The organism is Dasania marina DSM 21967 (assembly GCF_000373485.1).
GTDB classification, from domain to species: Bacteria; Pseudomonadota; Gammaproteobacteria; order Pseudomonadales; family Dasaniaceae; genus Dasania; species Dasania marina.
This window is the reverse complement of sequence record NZ_KB891575.1, coordinates 322,137-342,806: the sequence shown is the minus strand read 5'-3', so window position 1 is coordinate 342,806 and position 20,670 is coordinate 322,137. Positions and strand designations below refer to the sequence as shown.

Genomic DNA, 20,670 nt, shown 5'->3' with positions numbered 1-20,670 from the left:
TTTTTTACCCAGCTGCTTGGCCATCTAACAGAGATTTTCTAAGAAGGGTAACACTATGCAAGACGTACGTTTTGATGATCTCAACACCTTACATTCGATGATTACGGATGAATATGGTCCCTGGAGCGAGCCGGTCACCATCAACCAAAAGATGATAGATATATTTGCTGAAATGACCGGTGATCATCAATGGATACATACCGATGTAGAGCGAGCCAAACAAGAGAGTGAATTTGGCAATACCATTGCCCATGGTTTTCTGGTGTTGGGTATGTCCACCATTATTAAAAATTCAACCAGTTACCGAATTGTGGACCACGGCAATGTGCTGAACTACGGCCTAGACGGCGTGCGTTTTGTTAGCCCGGTTCCCGCGGGTTCATCGCTATACGGTCGTACTCGATTACGTCAGGTTGAGGAGGCCAAAGGCGGTGTTATGTTGACCGTTGGTGTTGCCATTCATGTGGTTGGTGCAGAGCGCCCGGCCGTTGTTTTTGATTGGAAATTACTTTATCGGGGCTGAAATAGTTAACTCTAATGTTAATTATTGTTAGTGCCTAACACTTTAAATAAGGTGGAAAACATGATTGAAAATATTCCCCTGCCGGCAACCGATGATCCTGTAGATTCTCCGTTTTGGGAGGGTACGCGCTGTTCAAAATTATTAATTCAAAGCTGCAGTCAATGCGGTGAGATGCGTTTTCCACCTAGGCCTATGTGTCCCTGCTGTCAAAGCCGTGAGTGCAACTGGCAAGCGGTTTCTGGTCGCGGTCGTATTTGGTCTTTTGCCGTGCCTGAGTCGCCTCTGTTGCCCGCCTTTGAGGCGCTGAAGCCCTATGTTACCGCGCTGGTGGAATTGGAAGAAAATCCGAAGTTACGGATTGTAGGGCCTTTGTTAACCAGCGTAGATGGCGACATTAAAGGGGTTAATGCCGCACAGGTTGCTATCGGCCAACAGGTGGCCGTTACGTTTAAATATTTTGCTGAAGATGTTGCGATGCCCTGTTGGGTAGCGCAACCCGAAAATTCCTTAGGAGAGTCTGATAATGAATATTAAATCCATAGGTTATATGGGTATTGGCGCCCCGGAACCGGAAGTGTGGTTAGAATATGCGGTGGATGTTATTGGCATGATGCCGGCACGGGCGATTCCCGGGCAAGGCTGGGGAGTGCCCCAAACAGGCGAGGCTAGAAATGACACCGGTATTGCCGAAGATGGCAGTGTCTACTTAAAAATGGACGATCACCAGTGGCGTATCGCCGTGCACCCTCATGCGACTAATCGCGGCATGCTTTATCTTGGCCTAGAAGTGGAGGATAAGTTGGCATTGGAGTCGGCGGTGATAGAGCTGGATAGCCTGGGCATACAAGTGCGAGTAGGCACAGAGGCGGAGGCTTATAACCGCGCGGTTTCCGGGATTGTTTTTTTACAAGATCCGGCCGGGAATGCGCTGGAATTGTTTTACGGCCCTACCAAGGATTACAACTTTTGTTCGCCTCATCATGGCCAGGAGTTTGTTGCCGGCCATTTGGGTATAGGTCATTTAAATATTTTCGTTGAAGAGATGGAACCTGTTTACGATTTTTATACCCGCAAGCTCGGATTTAAATTATCGGATTATATACGCATGGGCCCTGGTGCCGCGCTGAAATTTATGCGCTGTAACGAGCGGCATCACAGCCTTGCCATTATAGGTATGGGTGATTACAACGGTTTACAGCATGCGATGTTTGAAATGAAAACCATCGATGATGTTGGCAAGGCACTGGACCGCGCCATCGCCAAGGGGGTGAAAATTACCAGCACTCTGGGTCGCCATCGCAACGATGGCATGCTGTCTTTTTATATGAGCAGCCCCTTCGGTTTTGATGTGGAAATTGGCTGTGATTGCCTGTTGATCGATGACAGCTGGACGGTTAACGAGTTCTGCGAAGGCGATGTTTGGGGGCACCACGGTTTAGTCGAGGCAGTGATGGCCTCCAGTGAAGCTTCGCGTATTAAGTAGAGCATGGCGTTTTAAAAAAACACAATAGTTGAGGCGGTGTGCGTGCCGCGGTGATGTTACCACAAGGTGTATAGATGAATTCTGAGCAAAGAGACAATGGCGTAGCGGCAACTGATCTTCACCAATATGAACTGCAGGATCGTTATCGCCGACAGCAAGGCAGAGTGTATCTCAATGGTTCCCAAGCGTTGGTGCGCTTACCGTTGATGCAGCGTCAACTCGATGAGGCTCACGGTATTAATAGCGCCGGTTTTATTTCGGGTTACACCGGCTCGCCCTTAGGTGGCTACGACATCGCCTTAAAACAGGCCGGGGAAGAATTAAAGAATCACCAGATTCATTTTCAGCCGGGTATTAACGAAGATCTTGCTGCCACCTCGGTGTGGGGTTCCCAGCAAATCGATACCGTTGGCGACAATAAATACGACGGCGTTTTTTCACTGTGGTACGGCAAAGGGCCGGGGGTAGATCGCTCCGGCGATGCCCTCAAGCACGGTAGTTATGGTGGCGCTAGTGAGCACGGAGGGGTGATTGTGTTAGCGGGGGATGATCACGGAGCCAAATCCTCCACCACCGCGCATCAGAGCGACCACGCTTTTATACATTTTGCTATGCCTTATCTCAATCCGGCCAGCGTACAGGATTATTTGGATTTTGGTTTGTACGGCTTTGCCCTGTCGCGTTACTCCGGCTGCTGGGTAGGGATGAAGTGTGTCACCGATACTATAGAAAGCTCAGCTTCCGTGTCGGTGGATCTGGATGATTTTGACGTCGTGATACCCGACGATGTCGAGTTACCTGAAGGCGGTTTGAATGCCCGTGGTGGACTCACCGCGGTGATGGCGGAGCAGCGCCAGTACCAGCATCGGCTGCCTGCTGCCCAAGCCTTTGTTCGCGCTAACAAATTAGACAAAGTGGTGGTGGCGCCAAGCTCAGGCAAGGGCAAATTGGGCATAGTCACCAGCGGCAAATCCTATTTAGATGTGATGCAGGCCTTGGATGAGTTGGGTCTGGATCTGGCTCACTGCGCCCAGTTAGGTATTGGTATTTACAAAGTGGCGATGCCTTGGCCATTGGAGCCAGTAAATAGTTGTGAGTTTGTCAGCCACTATGACGAAGTGTTAGTGATTGAGGAAAAACGTCCGGTAATGGAAGAGCAACTGGCCAGCCTGTTGGTTAACCTTGCCCAGCGTCCGTTACTGACCGGTAAACGCGATGAAAGTGGCCAGCCGCTGTTAAGCAGTACCGGCGAACTGTCTCCCGCAGTTTTGGTGAACATTATTGCCCAGCGCCTACAGCGTCTTGATCCCGATTTCAAAACTCATCTGCAGTTACCCTCTGCCCAGGTTCAGGCTTTGCCCGTCAAGGGGCAGAGTTTGAACCGCGTGCCAAGTTTTTGTGCCGGTTGCCCGCACAACACCTCGACTAAAGTGCCGGAAGGCAGCATGGCTTTTGGCGGTATCGGTTGCCACGGTATGGCAACCTTCTTGCCAGAACGGCGTACGCCAACGTTGTTTCAGATGGGCGGCGAAGGAGCTTCGTGGATAGGCATTGCCCCGTTTACCGAGCGTAAACATATTTTTCAGAATCTGGGTGATGGCACTTACTACCATTCAGGTTTGTTGGCGATTCGAGCCGCTGTGGCGGCGGGGGTCAATATTACCTACAAAATTCTGGTCAACGATGCTATCGCCATGACTGGTGGCCAGAAAATCGAAGGGCAAATGCGTGTCGATATACTCAGCCGGCAATTGGAAGCTGAGGGCGTGCAACGGATTGCCGTGGTGGGCCGTGATCCAAAACAGTATCAACAGCACCGCAGCGGCTTTGCCGATAATGTCACGCTGCATCAACGCGATGATTTGGAAATCGTGCAAAAAGATCTGCGTGTAGTGCCGGGTGTTACTGCCATCATTTATGATCAGCACTGCGCTACCGAGCTGCGTCGTAGGCGTAAGCGTGGTACTGCGGAGGATCCTGATCAACGTATTTTTATCAACCCAAGGGTGTGTGAGGGTTGCGGAGATTGCAGTGTGCAATCCAACTGTATAGCCATAGAACCGGTCAATACCGAGTACGGTCGCAAACGCCGTATCAACCAATCGGCCTGTAACAAAGACTTCTCCTGCGTCAAAGGCTACTGCCCCAGTTTTATTTCAGTGTTGGGTGGCACGCCCAAGCAGCGGGGTGTTGCCAGCTCGGGTCAGGGCTTTGATATTGTTGAGCGCGTTGCCCAGTTGCCTGCGCCGGTATGCAGTGATACCGCCCGACCCTATAACGTCTTAATCACCGGCATCGGTGGCTCTGGTGTGGTGACCTTGGGGGCGTTGATTGGTATGGCGGCTTTTCTGGAAGGCAAGGGTTGTTCCGTGCTGGATGTGGCAGGGCTAGCCCAGCGCAATGGGCCAGTGACCAGCCATATTCGAGTTGCCAACGACCCAGCGGCCATTTATGCAACCCGTGTCAGTGATGCAGACCTAGTGTTGGGTTGCGATATTGTGGTTGCCGCCGGCGCTGAGGTGCTTAAAAAAATGCACAGCGGCCAGACTAAAGTGGTGATTAACAGCTGCGTTGCTCCTACCTCCGATTTTGCCAGCAACCCCGACCTCGACCTGTCAGCAGAAAACATGATGACGATAATTCGCCAGTTACTTGATGAGGGCGATGCTGACTTTATTGCGGCTGGCGAGCTGGCGACGGCTTTAATGGGCAATGAAGTGGCGGCCAATATGTTCATTATTGGCTACGCCCTGCAGAAGGGTTGGATGCCGGTGTCGCTAGCAGCCCTTGAACGCGCGATTGAACTCAATGGGGTTGCCGTTGCCATGAATCAGCGCAGCCTGGCTTGGGGAAGGCTGGCAGCGGTAGATCTCGATGCCGTGCAAAAAGTGGCGCGGCCCGCGGAAGGCGTGGTGAGCTATATGCCTGCTAGAGAAGAGCCTAAAACCCTGTCGGCGTTAGTCGATGCGCGCGTGGTCGATCTCACGGAATATCAGAATAGCGCCTATGCCGATAGTTATAGCCAGTTGGTAGCTGAGGTGAAAGCTGCCGAGCAAAAACTGGGGGCAGGCGAGCTGACCTTAACCTGGGCTGTTGCTCAATATTATTTCAAGCTTATGGCCTACAAGGATGAATATGAAGTGGCGCGGCTACACAGTGGCAAAGCCCTGCGGGAAGCGCTGGCGGAAACTTTCGATGGCAACTTTAAGCTTGCTTTCCATCTTGCCCCCCCGGTGTTGGGTGGCCGTGATCCTAACACGGGTCGTTATCCCAAGCGGGTCTTCGGAGGCTGGATGATGCATGCCTTTACCCTGCTGGCGAAGTTCAAATTTTTACGCGGCAGCGTTTTCGATCCCTTTGGCTATGCGAGCCATCGTCAACAGGAGCGTCAGCTGATTAAAGATTACGCGCAGACTATTCGCAAATTGCTGCCCGACTTGAAAGCCGACAACTACGCGACGGCGGTAGCGATTGCCGAGTTACCCGAAAAAATTCGCGGCTATGACACGGTTAAAGAAGCCAACATTGCGCAAGTTCAGTTGCAGCAAGAGCAGCTGCTGGACGAGTTTTATCAACCGCCCTCGGCGAATAACAGCGCAGTAAAAATAATGGCTGTGAATGTGAGTTAAGGGTGGGTCTAGGCTCAATAATGATTGTTGAAGCATAAGCTCGGTATTGATTGCTGTGACACGCCGTTAATACATCCATGTGCCCAAAGCACTCGTGATGCTCGCGGGGCAGGCTCTAGGCTCTGCGCCAGCATGACCTATAAGGATGTAGGAAATGCAGGCATTGCAGGAGCAAAAGCCTGTCCATGCTGGCGAAGGTCACAGCAATCAATACCGAGCTCATGTTTTGATAGTTTGTGTGACAGCACTGGGGTTTACCCGCTGCGCATTGAAAGGAGAATATTGTGAAAGTACTTGAGAACAAAGCCGCTGTGGTAACCGGTGCCGGTCGTGGCATAGGCAAGGGGCACTGCCTACACTTGGCGCGGGCAGGGGCTGCAGTAGTGGTCAATGACATTGATGCGGCTCAGGCCCAGCTTGTGGTTCAGCAAATTGAAGCAGAAGGTGGCCGCGCCATTACTTGTGATGCCAATATCGGCTCCCGGGAAGGTGCCCAGCGCTTGGTAGACGAATGCTGTGCAGCCTTTGGGGGCATCGATATTTTAGTCAACAATGCCGGCAATCTGCGTGACCGTAGTTTTTTGAAAATGAGCGATGACGAGTTTGATGCGGTCTGGTTGGTGCACGTAAAAGGAACGTTCTGGTGTACCCAGGCCGCGGCCACTGCCATGCGAGATCAGGGCAAGGGCGGCGCCATAGTCAACACCACCTCGGGTGCGCACTTTGGCAGCTTTGGCCAAACCAATTACGCCGCTGCTAAAGGGGCCATTGCGTCTATGACCTATACTTGGGCGTTGGAACTGGCGCGCTATGGTATACGCGTCAATGCCATAGGGCCTACCGGTACAACTCGCATGTCGGATACTTACAAGGATGCTGCGGGTAACGAAGTGAAGCTACCTTTTATAGACCCCGAACTGAATGGGCCGCTAGTGGCCTGGCTTTGCAGCGATAATGCAGCGGTGGTCAGTGGCCAGATTTTTGGCAGTGGCGGCGAGCGGATCGCCCATATGATACAGCCCCATTACGGTAAAACCCTGATTAAAGAGGGGGGCTGGGATATCGCAGCGATTGAACGTCAGTTAATCCCTCAGTTGCGCGGCGAGTTTGGCGCATTGGGTATGTTGGCTAATCCCTATCCCTTCCACGATGGTGTTGTTGCCAGCGGTGGGAAATCCTGATGGCTAAGCAGGGCCGCCAGATGTTGAAAGATCAAACCGCGATTGTGGGCATAGGTGAAACCGAGTTTGGTAAGCGCTTAGAGGATACTGAATGGGGCCTGGCGTGTACGGCTATCAAGGCGGCACTGGATGATGCCGGTATCCACCCTTCAGAAGTCGACGCCATGGGTTGCTTTAATCAGGAGGTGACGCCGGAGTTTGAAATAGCCCGCAGCTTGGGTTTTGAAAACGTCCATTTTTTTAATCAGGTTGCCCACGGCGGTGGTGCGGCCTGCGGGGTGCTGGGGCAAGTGGCCCTAGCCATTGCCAGCGGTGTGGCTAATGTCGGTGTGATCTGGCGTTCTCGCAAACGCGGTGACCCTAGCAAGCGGCAGTGGGCTGGGGTACAGCCCCGCGTAACAGACCACTGGAAATGGTCGCGCCCGCAAGGCCTGCTACGGCCCGTGGATGAAGTGGCGATGACGATGCGACGCTATATGCATGAATACAATATTAGCCGTGAGCAACTGGCAACGGTGGCGCTGTCGCAGCGCGGCTACGCTAACAGTAACCCTCGCGCAATCATGCGAGACAAGCCTATGAGCCTAGATGATTATATGGGCGCACGCATGATTTCAGACCCTTTGTGCCTGTTCGATAATTGCCTAGAGAGTGACGGTGCCATCGCCCTGGTCATTACCCGGGCCGCAGATGTAAACCCACAGAAACAGCAGCCGGTGTATATACACGCTTTTTCCCAGGGCATGTCGCCGCAGCATCAATTGATGACTGATTATCACGGCGTTGACCCCCTGCGTAGCTCTTCCTGGACCACGGCGGCGAACCTGTGGCGGCAGTCTGATATCCAGCCATCTGATATCAAGCTGGCGCAGTTTTACGATGCCTTCTCGCCAATGGTACTTTATTGCCTAGAAGCTTACGGTTTTTGCGGTAGGGGAGAAGCGGCTGATTTTATTGCTAATGGCGGTATGGCGCAAAATGGTAACTTGCCGATTAATACTTCGGGTGGCAGTTTGTCGGAGGTCTACCTGCACGGTATGAATTTGCTGACCGAAGCTGTACGTCAATTGCGGGGCCAGGCAGCCAATCAGGTTGAGCATGCTGACACTTGCTTAGTTGCTACCTGCGATAGTACGCCCAATGGCGCGTTGGTGTTGCGCCGTTGAACTAAAAGATAACAACGGATAGAGAGGCATAACATGACCCTGAAATTAAGTGATCCGGCCTTGCATGTTGGCATTGTTACGGAAAATGGTGAGCGAATGCTGGATTTTTATAACCGTGTGTTTGGGCTTGAGTCGGTTGGCGAAATACCGTTTCCGGGACTTGGTGTAGTTCATAAGCTACAGTGTGGTAACAGCCAGATTAAGTTGTTAGTGCTTGAGAGTCCGGCTCAGTCACACAACCCGGGAGGCGGTTTCAGTAGCGCCACCGGCTATCGCTATCTGAGTTTTAATATCGCTAACATCGATGCGGTAGTGGAAGCATGTGACAAAGACTGCTGCCAAATCGTGGTGGCTGTGAAGGAGCTGCGTCCTGGTGTGAAGGCTGCGATGGTACAGGACCCGGATGGCAATACTATCGAATTTATGCAAATGGATTAACTTTGTTCGAGTTAATTAATAATAAACCACAATAAGGCCGCCACTATGACAACTCAAGATCCAACGCCCTGCCTAGTGATTACCGGTGCCAGCCGCGGTATTGGTTTTGCAACCGCCGAACGTTTTCTTACTGCTGGCTATCGGGTAATTAATATTTCTCGCACAGCTGCACCCAACCCCGATATTGTGCAGCTTGAAGCCGATTTGTTTGATCCGGCTTGGGGTGAGGCGGTAGCAGCGGATCTCAATAGCTTGGTAGATGGTGCCTCGAAAATAGTGCTGGTGCACAACGCGGCCCTGCAAGCTCATGGCGGTGTCGATCAATTAGATGCGCAGACCTTACGTAAGGTGATGGAGTTAAATGTGATTGCGCCGACTATACTCAATCAACTTTTGTTGCCGGCGATGAAAGCCGGTTCAAGTATTATTTATATCGGCTCTACCCTCAGCCTTAAAGCCACCGCTAATGTCGCGGCCTATGTAACCAGTAAACACGCGCTGTTGGGTTTAATGCGCAGTACTTGTCAGGATTTAGGTGGCCGAGGGATACACACCGCCTGCGTATGCCCGGGCTTTACTGATACAGAAATGCTGCGCAGTTATGGAGGGGAGGTACTTGAACAGCTGGCTCAGGCTTCGACTATAGGGCGGCTAGTGCAACCACAAGAGATAGCAGAAAGTATCTGGTTTTGCGCCAGTAACCCTGCGGTTAATGGCACGTATCTGAGAGCCGATTTGGGGTTGATTGAGCATTAACGACTGACTAAATTAATAGCCAAATAAACAGAGTGCTCACATTTTTTTTATAAAGTAAAGAATGCGAGTAGTATGTGAGTAGTTAACCACATTTAATGGATAGTGAGTTCATGTTACATCTTGTTATTAATCGATAAAACAATTAATTATCAAGCTGTTACATAAAAAATAGAAATAGCTGTGCAAACTAATACTGGAACCGATATTTAAAAAAATAAGTGAGTTACAACTCGTTTTAATAGAACAGACCCCGCCTTATAAAGGTCGGATTAAGGTCGTGACAGAGAGGTCAAGTCTATGATTTCAGCGCAACAAAGAAACTATAAACCCCGCAAAATCCCGAAGCAGGGTAGGGCGTTGCACACTGTAGATAGTATTATTGAGGCTACTCAGAAAATACTGTCAAACCAAGGCTATGAGAGTGCTTCCACTAATTATATTGCCGAAGTGGCTGGGGTTAGTATTGGCTCCTTGTATCAGTATTTTCCCAGCAAAGAAGCCATTATGGCGTCCCTAGTAGAAAAAACCGTTGTTGAAGCCGCTGAACGAATTCGTGAAGAGCTACTTTCTTGTATGGGCCTGCCTTTGGAAGAGAGCACGCCGCGACTGGTTCGAGTGATCTTGGAAACACGTAAGGCAAATGCTTTTGTGTTTCTGAGCCTACCTAGGGAAATGCCATGTCACCGAGCAGTGTCTGGACAACTCACTACTGAAAAATATCTACATACCACTATCTACTCTTACTACATGCAGCATAGGGATAGGGTAGGTATCGAGGATTTAGACACAGCCATCTTTGTTACTGAGCATCTGGTAATAGGTTGCATTGATGCCTACATCGACAATAATTCACCAAAAATTGATGACGAAACTCTGGTAGATCATCTGTCCTTGGCCGTATTAAGTTATCTGGCAGTTTAGGTATTGCGAGGCGGACAAGAGGCATCACTGATGTCTATAGGCGGATAGTGTTGTCAATTAATAGGTATACAGATTATGAATTTTGATTTTGGGGTAGAAGAGCAGCAATTTATTGTTGACGTGCGACAGTTTATTGCTGAGCAGGCTTGTCATGATGACGCTGATGATGTGATGAATCCCAATCGGGAATCGGATTCCATTTTGTCCGATACACCAGCACGAAAACGTTTTAATAAAGCAATGGCCCAACGTGGCTATATGGGCATGTCCTGGCCCGAAGCTTATGGAGGCAAAGCCATGCCTGGAATTTATGAGTATCTGCTCAATGAGGAACTATCCCGTGTGGGAGCCCCACTTATTGGTAAGGGCGTTGGTTGTGTGGGTCAGACTCTTATTCGCCATGGATCGGAAAAACTTAAAGCCGAGTTTCTCCCCCAGATTCTCAAGGCTGAAGTAGAATTTGCATTAGGTTATACCGAGCCAAGTGCCGGCTCGGACCTCGCTTCTCTTAAGCTTAAGGCCGAACGTTCTGGTAATGGTTGGCTGCTTAATGGTCAGAAAATGTTTACCACTTCGGCCCATTTTGCCGATTGGTACTGGCTTGCCGCCCGAACCGATCCTCAAGCGAAAAAACATAAGGGCATCAGTTTATTTTTGCTGCCTATGAACCATCCTGGCATCACCATTACGCCAATTGAAACCTTGGGTGAGCATGTGACTAACCAGGTTTTTATCGATGATGTGTGGGTTTCTGACGATTATTTGGTGGGTGAGTGTAACAACGGTTGGCGGTATATTTGTGAAGCCTTAGATTATGAACGTTTTACTTTTTATACCTTTAGCCCGCTGGAAGAAAAATTTAATAAGCTGATGCAATTGATTAAAAACACTGACCGCGATGGCGTAAAGCTAGCCGAAGACCCTTGCATCCGTCGCGACATGGCGCGCCTGGCGACTGAACTAGAAACCGCTAAAATGCTACAGCGCCGAGTGATTTATGTGGCGTCTAAGGGCGAAGTGCCTTCTATAGAAGCTGCCGAGTGCAAGCTTTACAGTACTGAATTGCATCAACGCTTGTCGCAAGCGGCGATGAACTTTCTCGGTGAACAAGGCTTGCTGCACAAAGATGATGCCGATGCCCCCATGGGTGGCAAGTGGGAGTGGTCCTACCGCGCCACACCCTTGGATACCATTGGTGCCGGTACCACCGAAATTCAGAAAAATATTATTGCCCGTAAAAAACTGGAATTACCGCTGGAATATTAATCGTTCGTCTTTTGTTGGAGTCAATTTACTGCGGATTTATATCTATTAGAGAATCTGATTATGGCTCATATGCAGCCCCTGCCGCCCGAACAACTAGCACCCTTTCAAGAAGCCTTTGCGGCGATGTCTGAACGTATGGGGTTTGTGCCTAACAGTCTTAAAACTTTAGCTAGAAAACCAAAATTGCTGCAGCTATTTATGGCCTTTGCGTTGGAAACCAGTAAAGATGATACGCTGAGTATGCAGTTAAAATATCTCGCCGGTCTGATCGCCAGTGCCGCTTCTGGTTGCAGCTATTGCCAGGCCCATCTCAGTGTGACTGCTGCTAGAGAAGATATTACCGACGAAAAGATTGCCGCGGTGTGGGAGTTTGAAACCAGTGCGCATCTTTGATGCCCCTTAACGAGCCGCTTTAAGTTTTGCGCGCGATGCCGCGCAACAACCCAACCAGGTTAGATCAGAGCATAATCAAAACCTTTATCGTTGTTTTAGTGAAGAGCACGTGGTGGAGTTGTTAGCTATTGTATGTCTGTTTCGCTGGTTGAACTGTTGGAGCGATACTATGGCTACGGGATTAGAAGCAGAGCTATTGCAGAAGGCTACAGAAGTGTTTGCTGTTAATCGATAGCAAGTCGGCAAACATAAAGGATAAAAACGGCTGTCTATAACGTCGTGATTAATGGTTAACGTCACTTCGTTATAGACAGCAAGAGACACATAGGTGCCTCTTCACAATCTTATTTTGTTATTGTTCTGAACAAACCTGTGGCGCAAAGTAAATCGGTAAGTGATTAAAACCCTGTAAAAATTCGCCGAACGCTCTAGTACTTTTGGCACGGTCTACTTCAAAATCACCCAGTGAGGCGAAAATTTCTTCTAAAATAATTTGCCCTTCAAAACGTGCTAGGTGTTGTCCTAGACAAAAGTGTAAGCCTGCCCCAAATGATAAATTACGTTTTGATAATCTATGCAATTGATACTCATCTGGATTCTCAAATTCCCGGTCATCGCGGTTGGCTGAAGCGTATAGGAACAAAACAGGTTGGCCTTTTTTAAGCTGCTTGCCGTGCAGCTCGAAGTCTTCAGTAACGACTCGCCCCAGAATATTGGTAGGCTGATCAATTCTTGCTGCTTCCGCGAAAGCTTGGGGTATCAGCTCGGGGCTGGCTCGTACCTCGTTCATCACTGCGGGCTGTTGTGATAAGTAATAGAGTGTGGCGGCAACGGTCATTGGCAATGTATCGGAGCCGGTGATAACCAGTGCAAAGATGCTAAAAAATATCTCATCATCGCTCATGACTGTATCGTTGACATCAGCGTTTAGCCAGTTATAAATGTGAGTGTTTTCGGCGGGAGGAGTTTTCCGAAATGTTTTAATCAGTTCATGGATATAAAGATGAGCTTCAGCAAAGGCTTGCTGACCTTTTTCAGTGGTGCCCATTCTTCCCGGCTCTCTATGATAGAAAGCATCAATCAGTTTGCGAATGTGGAAGATTTGTTCGAAACTCAGGCCAATAAATTTGGCGATAGTATGTAGCGCCACATGACTGGATAAACGATAGACATCCAGCTCGCCTTTTTCTAGGCTGGGGGCCATCACTGCACGGGTGGTTTCGCGTATCTGTTGTTCCAGTGTGGCAATATTCATCGGTGTATAGGGGGCGGCAATAAGGTTGCGATGCTGGCGGTGCTCAGGTGGGTCCATAAACAGAAAAACTTTGGGCGGCAAATTTTTATCGAGTAATAAGACCTCCGGTGAGGTGCCATGGCTTGCCGTATAGTGGGTTTTGTCTAAGCTGGCTTGCCAAATATCGTCAAATCGTGTCAGCGCCCAAGCATCGAACTCTTCAATATAATAAACGGGGTCTTGATCACGCATGGCATGATAAGTAGGCCAGGGATCTTGCAACAGCTTTTCGTCGAAGGGGTTGTATTTTATGTTCATAGTGTCACCAGATGTATGGGTTGTTTGGTTTTAGAGTTGTTCCAGCATGGCTGCCAGTGCCTGCTGATGTTGGTCACTGTCGTGACAGAGACTTTGCTGACTGGCGCAGTAATCCAAAAAGTCGCGTAAAGGTAGACGATGCCCGGCCTGTAACAGGCGCTTACTAATACGCAAAGCCTGGCGTGGTTTATCGGCAAAACTGCGGGCTAGTTGTTGCGCTCGTTGCAATAGCTCGTCGGCGGGTACTATGTCCATCAGTAAACCGTAATCAAGGGCTTGCTCTGCCTTGATGATTCGACCGGAAAAGGTCAGTTCAGCAGCGCGTTGTGCCCCCACTAACCGGGGCAAAAACCAGGCGCCACCATCACCGGGAATAATCCCCAAGTTGACAAAGGTTTCGCCTAACTTGGTATATTCACAGCCCAGCCGAATATCACACATGCAGCATAGATCCATGCCAGCACCAATCGCGGCGCCATTGATGGCGGCAATGACCGGCACTTCCAGCTGGTAAATATTCATCGTCATGGTTTGGATGCCGTGGCGATAAGCGTCTTGCACGGAGAAGCCATCGCCGCCGAACATGCCCTGTTTTGACTGCATGTCTTTGATATTACCGCCCGCAGAAAAGGCTTTGCCGTTGGCGCTAATTACTAGGCAGGCAATCTCAGGGTTGTGGTTGATCCAGTGACAGACGCGGTTAATGTCATCGATTAAATGGGTGCCGGTCAGCACATTGCGTACATCGTCGCGATTAAAAATCAGCGTGGCGACCCCGTCATTGACTTCAAACAGGGCATCCGTTGTGTTTGGAGGTGAGCGTTGTTGCTTAGGGGCTGTCATAGTGTTGTTCCCAGTGAGTCATGCATCAGGATGGTTGCGATTCAGGGGTTTTCATCTGCCGGTCACTGCGTGCCGTCAGGCTGCTCCAGAAACCATCGGTGCGGGCGTCCAGGCACCATTGGCCGAGGATGTTGGCCCAGAACCGGTCGCTGCCATATTCACTGCGCCAAGCTAACAGGCGACGGGTAAAAAGATGCAGGCGATGTTCCTCAGTAAAACCAATCGCACCGTGTAGCTGGTGGGCAATGCTGGTTGCTTGGGGAATCGCCATATTGGCGCGCAGCTTGCTCGCCGCTATTTCAAATAAGGCGCCGTCGCTGCTGCCTTCGCAGTCCAGCGCTCTTGCCGCTGATTCGCTGGCACAAAGCACCGCAGCGGCTTGCTCAGCCAGTTGCGAGATATTGTGTTGGATGACTTGAAACTTGCTAAGCGGGCGGCCAAATTGTTCGCGTTCGCTGCTGTACTGCACCGACATATTAACCAGTTGATCTAGCGCGCCAGCTATTTGCGCGCTGCGCATCAGGGCCGCCAAATGATAGAGATTGATAGGCTGATCTAGCCAGTAGAACGCTTGCATAGCTGTATTCTCTAATAGCAATTCAGCCTGCGGCTCAGCTGCCAAGTTAGTAGAGCCTATCTGCTGGCTAGACGCTTCAGCCGGTAGCAAAGCCACAAACCCCCGTTGCTGATACTGGCCGCTGATAACAATGGGAGTGCTCTCTCCCCAAGGGATGTGGCGAAGTCTTGCGGTTAGTAAATGCTGTGAATTCTGTAGTTGGAGTTTTGCCGTGTCACAGTGGGCAATACTGAGTGGCCCCTCAAATTCACTGTGCCCGGCTTGCTGCAGGGCAAACCTAGCCAGTATGGTTTCGATCAGTGGTTGTGGTATAGCAAAGTAACCTAGCTGCCTGGCTACTAGCACTGCATCTTGCCACTGCCCATTGAAACCGCCGCTGTCTTCATCCAGCATCAGTGAGGGCAGCCCTAGGGCTTCCAATTGCTCCCAGTTACTCGACCCTGATTCACTGATATCACTGAATAGCCGCGTAACCGTGTCTGCCAATATGGTTCTTAATTCACTCATAGCCTAAATCCTTGTTCACTTTGCTGTTAGCACAGCCTTGTTAACGTAGCCCTAGGCCACGGGCGATGATGCCGCGCAGAATTTCTCGGGTGCCGCCGCGCAGAGAAAAGGACGGTGAGGCTAAGAGCAAATAATCCAGTACCTCGCGTAGTGCCGATGGTGTTGTTTGTGCTTCATCGTCGAGTAGGGCTTCGACTTGATGTGGCAACGACTGTTCGAATGTTGCCCCTAGGTCTTTAACCATGGCGGCCTCCAGGCTAGGCTCTTTGCCTTCTGAAATTTGCCCTGCCATCGACAGTGACATTTGCCGCAGGGTCCACAGTTCCGCTGCCCACTGGCCCAGGGCGCAGCGGTTGAGTTCATTCGAGGTTTCATCTTGGGCGCTGAGAAACTCTTCTATTAAACGGTAGCTGCTGAGATATCGTTCCGGCCCGCTACGTTCCAGCGCGAGTTCGGCGTTAACCTGTTGCCAACCTTCGCCCTCGACACCGATCAGGCAGTCCTCGGGTACTAACACATCATCAAAAAAGACTTCGCCAAAGTGTTCTTCGCCGGTTTGGTCGCTAATGCCTTTAATGGTGATGCCGGGTAATGAAAGGTCGATGAGAAATTGGCTCATGCCGCCGTGGCGCTGTTGGCTGCGGTCGGTGCGAACTAGGGCTATCATCATTTGGCTGCGCACTACGTGGGTGGTCCACAATTTTGCGCCATTGATTTTCCAACCGCCGTCGACGTGGCTGGCATGGGTGGCTATGGCTGCGAGATCGGAGCCGGCATTGGGTTCGCTCATGCCTATGCAGAAGTACAATTCCCCCGCCGCTATTTTGGGTAGATACTCTCGTTTGACCCGTTCACTGCCATAACGCAGCAAGTGGGTGCCGCTTTGGCGGTCGGCAATCCAGTGAGCGCCAACGGGGGCACCGGCGGCTAGCAGTTCTTCTATGACGACATAGCGTTCCAGTGGTGAGGCATCGCGGCCGCCATATTGTTCGGGCCACTGCATCCCAATCCAGCCCGCCTTGCCCATAGCCTCACTGATGTTGGCATTGAACCCCGTCCAGCTATAGGCGCGTTCGCGTGCCGAGACTTTTTGCAGGGCGGTAGCGAGAAAATCGCGGATCTTATTGCGTAGACCGGCGGCATCAATGCTGCTCTGGCTGGGCGTAAAATTAAAAGTAGACAAATATTGCTCCTTGATAAGTCTGGCTACTGTGGTTTGCTAGATACGCTGTTACTGACGTCATTCCCTGTAGCGAACACAGTATTTGCTATGTGGGAATCATAAACTGAGCATCTGCTCAGCTTAAACTCGCTTTGGGTTGGGTTAGGATATTGATGCTTCCCAGTCATGCCATAAGCGGTCACGATGTTCGGGGTCGGCGATGTCTACCAGTGCTTTGGCGCGTTGCTCTGTGCCGAGAGTAAACAGTGAGGCGTGACCGTATTGCGTGACCACGTAGTCAATGTCGGTGCGACAAAGAGTGGTGATGGCGTTCGTGTCTAGTTGGGTGACTATTCGGGATTGGCTGCCAGCTTTTGCCGTGGCGGGCATGGCGAGTATGGATTTGCCGCCACGGGAGGCGCGAGCACCGCGCACAAAATCAACCAGCCCACCGCTAGCGCTAACGGCGCGGCCGTTGATACGCTCGGCATTGGCCTGGCCCTGCAAATCAATTTCTAACACCGAATTAATAGACACAAATTGATTAATCGCCGCCAGGGTTTGCTGGTCGTGGGTGTAGTCTACGGGGCGAAACATGACTTGTGTTTGTTCAGCCATCCAGTGGTAAAACGCTGCGCTACCCAAGGCCATGCCAGTGACATGTTGGTGGCGGTCTATGGATTTTTTTTCGCCGGTGATAATGCCAGCTTCAATCAGTGCTTGGGCATCTTCGCTAATCAAGCCGCTGTGTAAGCCTAGCTGTTGATGATTTGTTAACGCGCGCAGAATGCTACCAGGCAATTTTCCTATGCCGATTTGAATGCAGCTGCCGTCATCGATTAACGCTGCCACCTGTTGGGCAATGGCGGTTTCTGTGTCGCCGCACATTGATAACGGACTGCTCGGTAATGCGTGATCGCTATCAATGACGATATCAATATCGTTGATGGCTATGGTGGGTGCGTTTTGTACTGCGGGTAACTGCCGGTTACATTCTGCGATGATGCAGCGGCTGTTATCCAATATGGCGGGGACAAAATCGACTGAGGGGCCCAGGCTGCAACGGCCTTTTGAATCCGGCGGACTTACTTGGATTATTGCGACATCAAAAGGTTTTTGTTGTTGTAAAAAGCGATAGATATCGCGGTAGTGCAGCGGGTGAAAAAATACTGAATCGTCGCTTGCTGAGGCAATATTTTGATGAAGAAAAAAACTATGGAAATTTGCGCCAGGATGAAAAGTGTGTGGCGAAAAGTGATTGATACCTGGAATCGATACGCCGTAATAATCAACGGCTTTGGCTGCTTGGTTTGCCGCTGCCAAAGCTTGCAGTATCGTGCTGGGTTCACCTATGCCACCTTGAATAAATACCCGGCTGTTATCGGGAATACACTGGGCAACGTCACTGGCTGTTATTTCCCTGGGCATGGGCTGTCCCTGATTGCGGTTAATAGTCAATGCTTATTGCTTAGTAGGTAGTTTGATATTGGCCAGCAGTTGATTAATGGCTAGGGTTTCCTGTTCAATCTTATCGATGATGGCTGGCAACTCAGGCTGTTTCATTAAGCGTTTGGTCTGTTGCAAGGCCGCGTTGGGTTGTTGGCTGAGTGCGTTACAGCTCTGCATGGCGACGTCAAATAATTGCTCGGCCGGTAACACTTTGTTAACCAAGCCTAATGCCAGCGCTTCAGTGGCATCTAAGTGTTGACGCAACATCAATAACTCGGCGGCGCGTTGATAGCCCAAGCGCTGGGTCAGTAGCGTGGTTGAAGCAAACTCTGGTACCAGCCCGATGCTGACAAAGGGCAGCTTCAGTTGACTGTTTTCGGTGAGGTAGACCAGGTCGCAATGCAACAGCATAGTGGCACCGATGCCGACGGCGTCCCCGGGCACAGCGGCGACCACGGGTTTGCCAAACCGGGCCAGGGTTTTCATAAAGTTGAAACCGGGGCGCTGTTGATAGGGGATATCGGCAATAGCTTTGAAACCGTGCACATCATTACCGGCGCAGAAAAAATTACCGGCCGCGGTGATTAACAGCACATGAATACTGTCGTCACTAGCTGCGGTTTCTAAGGCGCTAGTCATAGCTCTATACATGTCGCCGGTGATGGCGTTTTTTTTATCGGCTCGGTTGAGGCTAATAATCAGCACCTCATCTTCACGTCGGCAGTCTATATGTTCGCAGCTAATCATGACGTTATTAATCTCTTGATGCGTGGCAATCGTTAAGAGCTAATATAAAAGCCGCCGTCAATGCTCAGATGTTGGCCGGTGATATAAGCAGCGGCATCGGTGAGTAAAAAACAGGTGGCAGGCGCGACTTCTTCGGTACTGGAAAAACGCCCCAGTGGAATTTGTGATAAATATTTATCGCGAAATTTATCCTGCCGTATGGTTTCTGTCATGCTGGTTTCCACCATGCCATAGCACACCGAGTTGACGTTAATATTGAATTTGCCCCACTCGCGAGCGGAACACATGGTCATGCCCAGTACGCCCGACTTGGCTGCACCGTAGTTAATTTGGCCTATGGTGCCGCGTCTACCGGCATCGGATGAAATGTTCACAATGCTGCCGGGTTTGGTATCGCCATTTTTGGATTTTTCGATTAGGTATTTTCCTACGGCTTGTAAACAGACAAAGCTGCCGGTGAGGTTGACGTTGATGACCTGGTTCCACTGGTCGATGCTCATTTCGCTGGCCATGGCCGCGCGAATAATACCGGCATTATTGATCAGACCGTAGAGGTCGCCGAAATCACTAACAATTTGAGCGACGGTGTCAGTGACAAACTCAACATTGCTGACATCGCCACAGTAGGTGCGTATACGGTTTGCATGGATACCGGTTTGCACAATTTCTTGGCGAGTTTGTGCCAGTGTGTCGTGGTTAATATCCACCAGTGCCACTCGTGCATCTTGGGCCAGTAATTGTTCGCCCAGTGCGCGGCCGATACCTTGGCCGCCACCAGTAATCATGATCACCCGATCATGCATTGCCAACGGATTTTGCATAGTTTTGATTCCTTGTTAACAAAGTGGGGCTAAGCCGAGTAGTGGCCAAACAGCGACACGCTACAAACATTTTTATTAGGGAAGCCGCCCAGGTTATGAGTCAGGCCCAAACGCGGGTTGTTGAGCTGGCGCTCTCCCGCTCGGCCATGTAATTGTTGGTAGATTTCATAGGTCATACGCAGGCCGGTGGCACCGATAGGGTGGCCAAAACATTTCAAACCACCGTCGACATTGCAGGGTACTTCACCATCGCGGTCGAATTTACCGGCGAGTATATCTTCAGAGGCGTGGCCTACTTCTGACAGCCCGAGGTCTTCCATGGTGACCAGCTCGGTGATCGAGAAGCAGTCGTGAACTTCTATCAAATCGAGTTCACGCTGTGGATTGCTAACACCGGCTTCGGCATAGGCTTTTTGCGAGGCGACACGGGTGGTCAGGGCATAGCTGCCATCCCAGGAGTCGTGCGACATTTCCGAACCATTGCTGAGTGCCAGCTGCATGGATTTTACACTGACCAGGGTGCCGGTTTTGCCCATTTCTGCAGCCTTCTCAGGAGTGGTAACAATGGCGCAGGCTGAGCCATCGCTGACCCCGCAGCAGTCGTAAAGCCCCAGTGGATAAGAGATCATCGGTGCGTTGAGAATTTTTTCAATCGATACCCGTGATCGCAGATGGGCTTTTTCATTGAGTATGCCGTTTTCATGGCTTTTCCAAGAGACATGCGCCATCGCTTGTTTTAATTTATCCATGTTCATGCCATGGCGTGCCACATAGGCGCTGGCAAACTGGGCAAAGGAACCCGGTGCGGTGGCGCTGGGGAACCAAAGGTCATCGAAGGTGCCCTTGTTGCGTTCGGGTAGCCCACCGTAGCCAGTATCTTTGAGTTTTTCGACGCCAAGGGCTAAGGCGACATCATAGGCGCCTGCGGCCACGGCATAGACTGCACCGCGCAGCGCTTCGGTGCCGGTGGCACACATATTCTCCACTCTAGTGGCGGCGATGTTAGGCAGGCGCAGGGTTTCAGATAATGACAGTGCTGATTTCCCTAGGTTTTGTTCGTCGACCGAGAGGCCGAACCAGGCGGCCTCAATTTGATCGCGAGCTATGCCCGCGTCGGCCAAGCATTCGCTAAAGGACTCCACCATCAAGTCTTCGGCACTACAGTCCCAGCGCTCACCAAAATGAGTGCAACCCATGCCGATGATGACAACTTTATCTTTAATTCCAGTGGCCATGATTATTTCCTGTGTTGTTGA

Annotated in this window: 19 protein-coding genes; 11 read left to right on the top strand and 8 right to left on the bottom strand. The window is 50.7% G+C overall.

Annotated elements, in window-relative coordinates; genetic code table 11:
• The first annotated feature begins 55 nt into the window (after positions 1–55).
• From B067_RS0101515 to B067_RS21115, 11 genes are all read left to right on the top strand, one after another.
• Positions 56–523: a MaoC family dehydratase gene (locus tag B067_RS0101515; protein ID WP_019528280.1), complete on the top strand. Its 468-nt coding sequence runs from the start codon at positions 56–58 to the stop codon at positions 521–523.
• 60 nt (positions 524–583) lie between these two features.
• Entirely contained in the window at positions 584–1,057 is a 474-nt protein-coding gene (locus B067_RS0101510) for a Zn-ribbon domain-containing OB-fold protein (RefSeq protein ID WP_019528279.1), read from the top strand.
• Positions 1,047–2,006 (top strand): VOC family protein, encoded by a 960-nt coding sequence (locus B067_RS0101505; protein ID WP_019528278.1) that lies wholly within the window; start codon positions 1,047–1,049, stop codon positions 2,004–2,006. Before B067_RS0101510 ends, B067_RS0101505 begins: the two co-directional genes overlap by 11 nt.
• 74 nt (positions 2,007–2,080) lie before the next feature.
• Positions 2,081–5,635 (top strand): indolepyruvate ferredoxin oxidoreductase family protein, encoded by a 3,555-nt coding sequence (locus B067_RS19355; RefSeq protein ID WP_019528277.1) that lies wholly within the window; start codon positions 2,081–2,083, stop codon positions 5,633–5,635.
• A gap of 284 nt (positions 5,636–5,919) precedes the next feature.
• Positions 5,920–6,816 carry an SDR family NAD(P)-dependent oxidoreductase gene (locus B067_RS0101495; RefSeq protein WP_019528276.1) on the top strand — a complete coding sequence of 299 codons (897 nt, stop codon included), beginning with the start codon at positions 5,920–5,922 and terminating at the stop codon, positions 6,814–6,816.
• Positions 6,816–7,982: a thiolase C-terminal domain-containing protein gene (locus B067_RS0101490; RefSeq protein ID WP_019528275.1), complete on the top strand. Its 1,167-nt coding sequence runs from the start codon at positions 6,816–6,818 to the stop codon at positions 7,980–7,982. Before B067_RS0101495 ends, B067_RS0101490 begins: the two co-directional genes overlap by 1 nt.
• Before the next feature lie 33 nt (positions 7,983–8,015).
• Complete coding sequence (locus tag B067_RS0101485) at positions 8,016–8,420, top strand: VOC family protein (RefSeq protein ID WP_019528274.1); 405 nt, start codon at positions 8,016–8,018, stop codon at positions 8,418–8,420.
• Positions 8,421–8,465: 45 nt separating this feature from the next.
• Complete coding sequence (locus tag B067_RS0101480; RefSeq protein WP_019528273.1) at positions 8,466–9,176, top strand: SDR family NAD(P)-dependent oxidoreductase; 711 nt, start codon at positions 8,466–8,468, stop codon at positions 9,174–9,176.
• Between the two features lie 297 nt (positions 9,177–9,473).
• The gene (locus B067_RS21120) at positions 9,474–10,097 is read left to right on the top strand and encodes a TetR/AcrR family transcriptional regulator (RefSeq protein WP_019528272.1); all 624 of its coding nucleotides are present in this window, start codon (positions 9,474–9,476) and stop codon (positions 10,095–10,097) included.
• 75 nt (positions 10,098–10,172) lie between these two features.
• Positions 10,173–11,363, top strand: a complete 1,191-nt coding sequence (locus tag B067_RS0101470) for an acyl-CoA dehydrogenase family protein (RefSeq protein ID WP_019528271.1) — start codon at positions 10,173–10,175, stop codon at positions 11,361–11,363.
• Between the two features lie 60 nt (positions 11,364–11,423).
• Positions 11,424–11,756 (top strand): carboxymuconolactone decarboxylase family protein, encoded by a 333-nt coding sequence (locus tag B067_RS21115; protein ID WP_019528270.1) that lies wholly within the window; start codon positions 11,424–11,426, stop codon positions 11,754–11,756.
• A gap of 352 nt (positions 11,757–12,108) precedes the next feature.
• On the opposite strand, the gene B067_RS0101460 is transcribed toward B067_RS21115, so the two are convergent.
• From B067_RS0101460 to B067_RS0101425, 8 genes are all read right to left on the bottom strand, one after another.
• The gene (locus B067_RS0101460) at positions 12,109–13,308 is read right to left on the bottom strand and encodes a cytochrome P450 (RefSeq protein WP_019528269.1); all 1,200 of its coding nucleotides are present in this window, start codon (positions 13,306–13,308) and stop codon (positions 12,109–12,111) included.
• A 30-nt stretch (positions 13,309–13,338) separates the two neighbouring features.
• Positions 13,339–14,151, bottom strand: coding sequence for an enoyl-CoA hydratase-related protein (locus B067_RS0101455; protein ID WP_019528268.1), 813 nt, complete (start codon positions 14,149–14,151; stop codon positions 13,339–13,341).
• 25 nt (positions 14,152–14,176) lie between these two features.
• On the bottom strand, positions 14,177–15,235 hold the full coding sequence (locus tag B067_RS19340; RefSeq protein ID WP_019528267.1) for an acyl-CoA dehydrogenase family protein: 1,059 nt from the start codon (positions 15,233–15,235) through the stop codon (positions 14,177–14,179).
• Positions 15,236–15,275: 40 nt separating this feature from the next.
• Complete coding sequence (locus B067_RS0101445; protein WP_019528266.1) at positions 15,276–16,418, bottom strand: acyl-CoA dehydrogenase family protein; 1,143 nt, start codon at positions 16,416–16,418, stop codon at positions 15,276–15,278.
• A 141-nt stretch (positions 16,419–16,559) separates the two neighbouring features.
• The gene (locus B067_RS0101440) at positions 16,560–17,825 is read right to left on the bottom strand and encodes an acetyl-CoA hydrolase/transferase family protein (RefSeq protein WP_019528265.1); all 1,266 of its coding nucleotides are present in this window, start codon (positions 17,823–17,825) and stop codon (positions 16,560–16,562) included.
• Between the two features lie 33 nt (positions 17,826–17,858).
• Positions 17,859–18,593, bottom strand: coding sequence for an enoyl-CoA hydratase-related protein (locus tag B067_RS19335; protein WP_019528264.1), 735 nt, complete (start codon positions 18,591–18,593; stop codon positions 17,859–17,861).
• A gap of 32 nt (positions 18,594–18,625) precedes the next feature.
• On the bottom strand, positions 18,626–19,414 hold the full coding sequence (locus B067_RS0101430) for an SDR family NAD(P)-dependent oxidoreductase (RefSeq protein WP_019528263.1): 789 nt from the start codon (positions 19,412–19,414) through the stop codon (positions 18,626–18,628).
• 29 nt (positions 19,415–19,443) lie between these two features.
• Positions 19,444–20,649, bottom strand: a complete 1,206-nt coding sequence (locus B067_RS0101425; RefSeq protein ID WP_019528262.1) for an acetyl-CoA acetyltransferase — start codon at positions 20,647–20,649, stop codon at positions 19,444–19,446.
• Between the last annotated feature and the right edge of the window lie 21 nt (positions 20,650–20,670).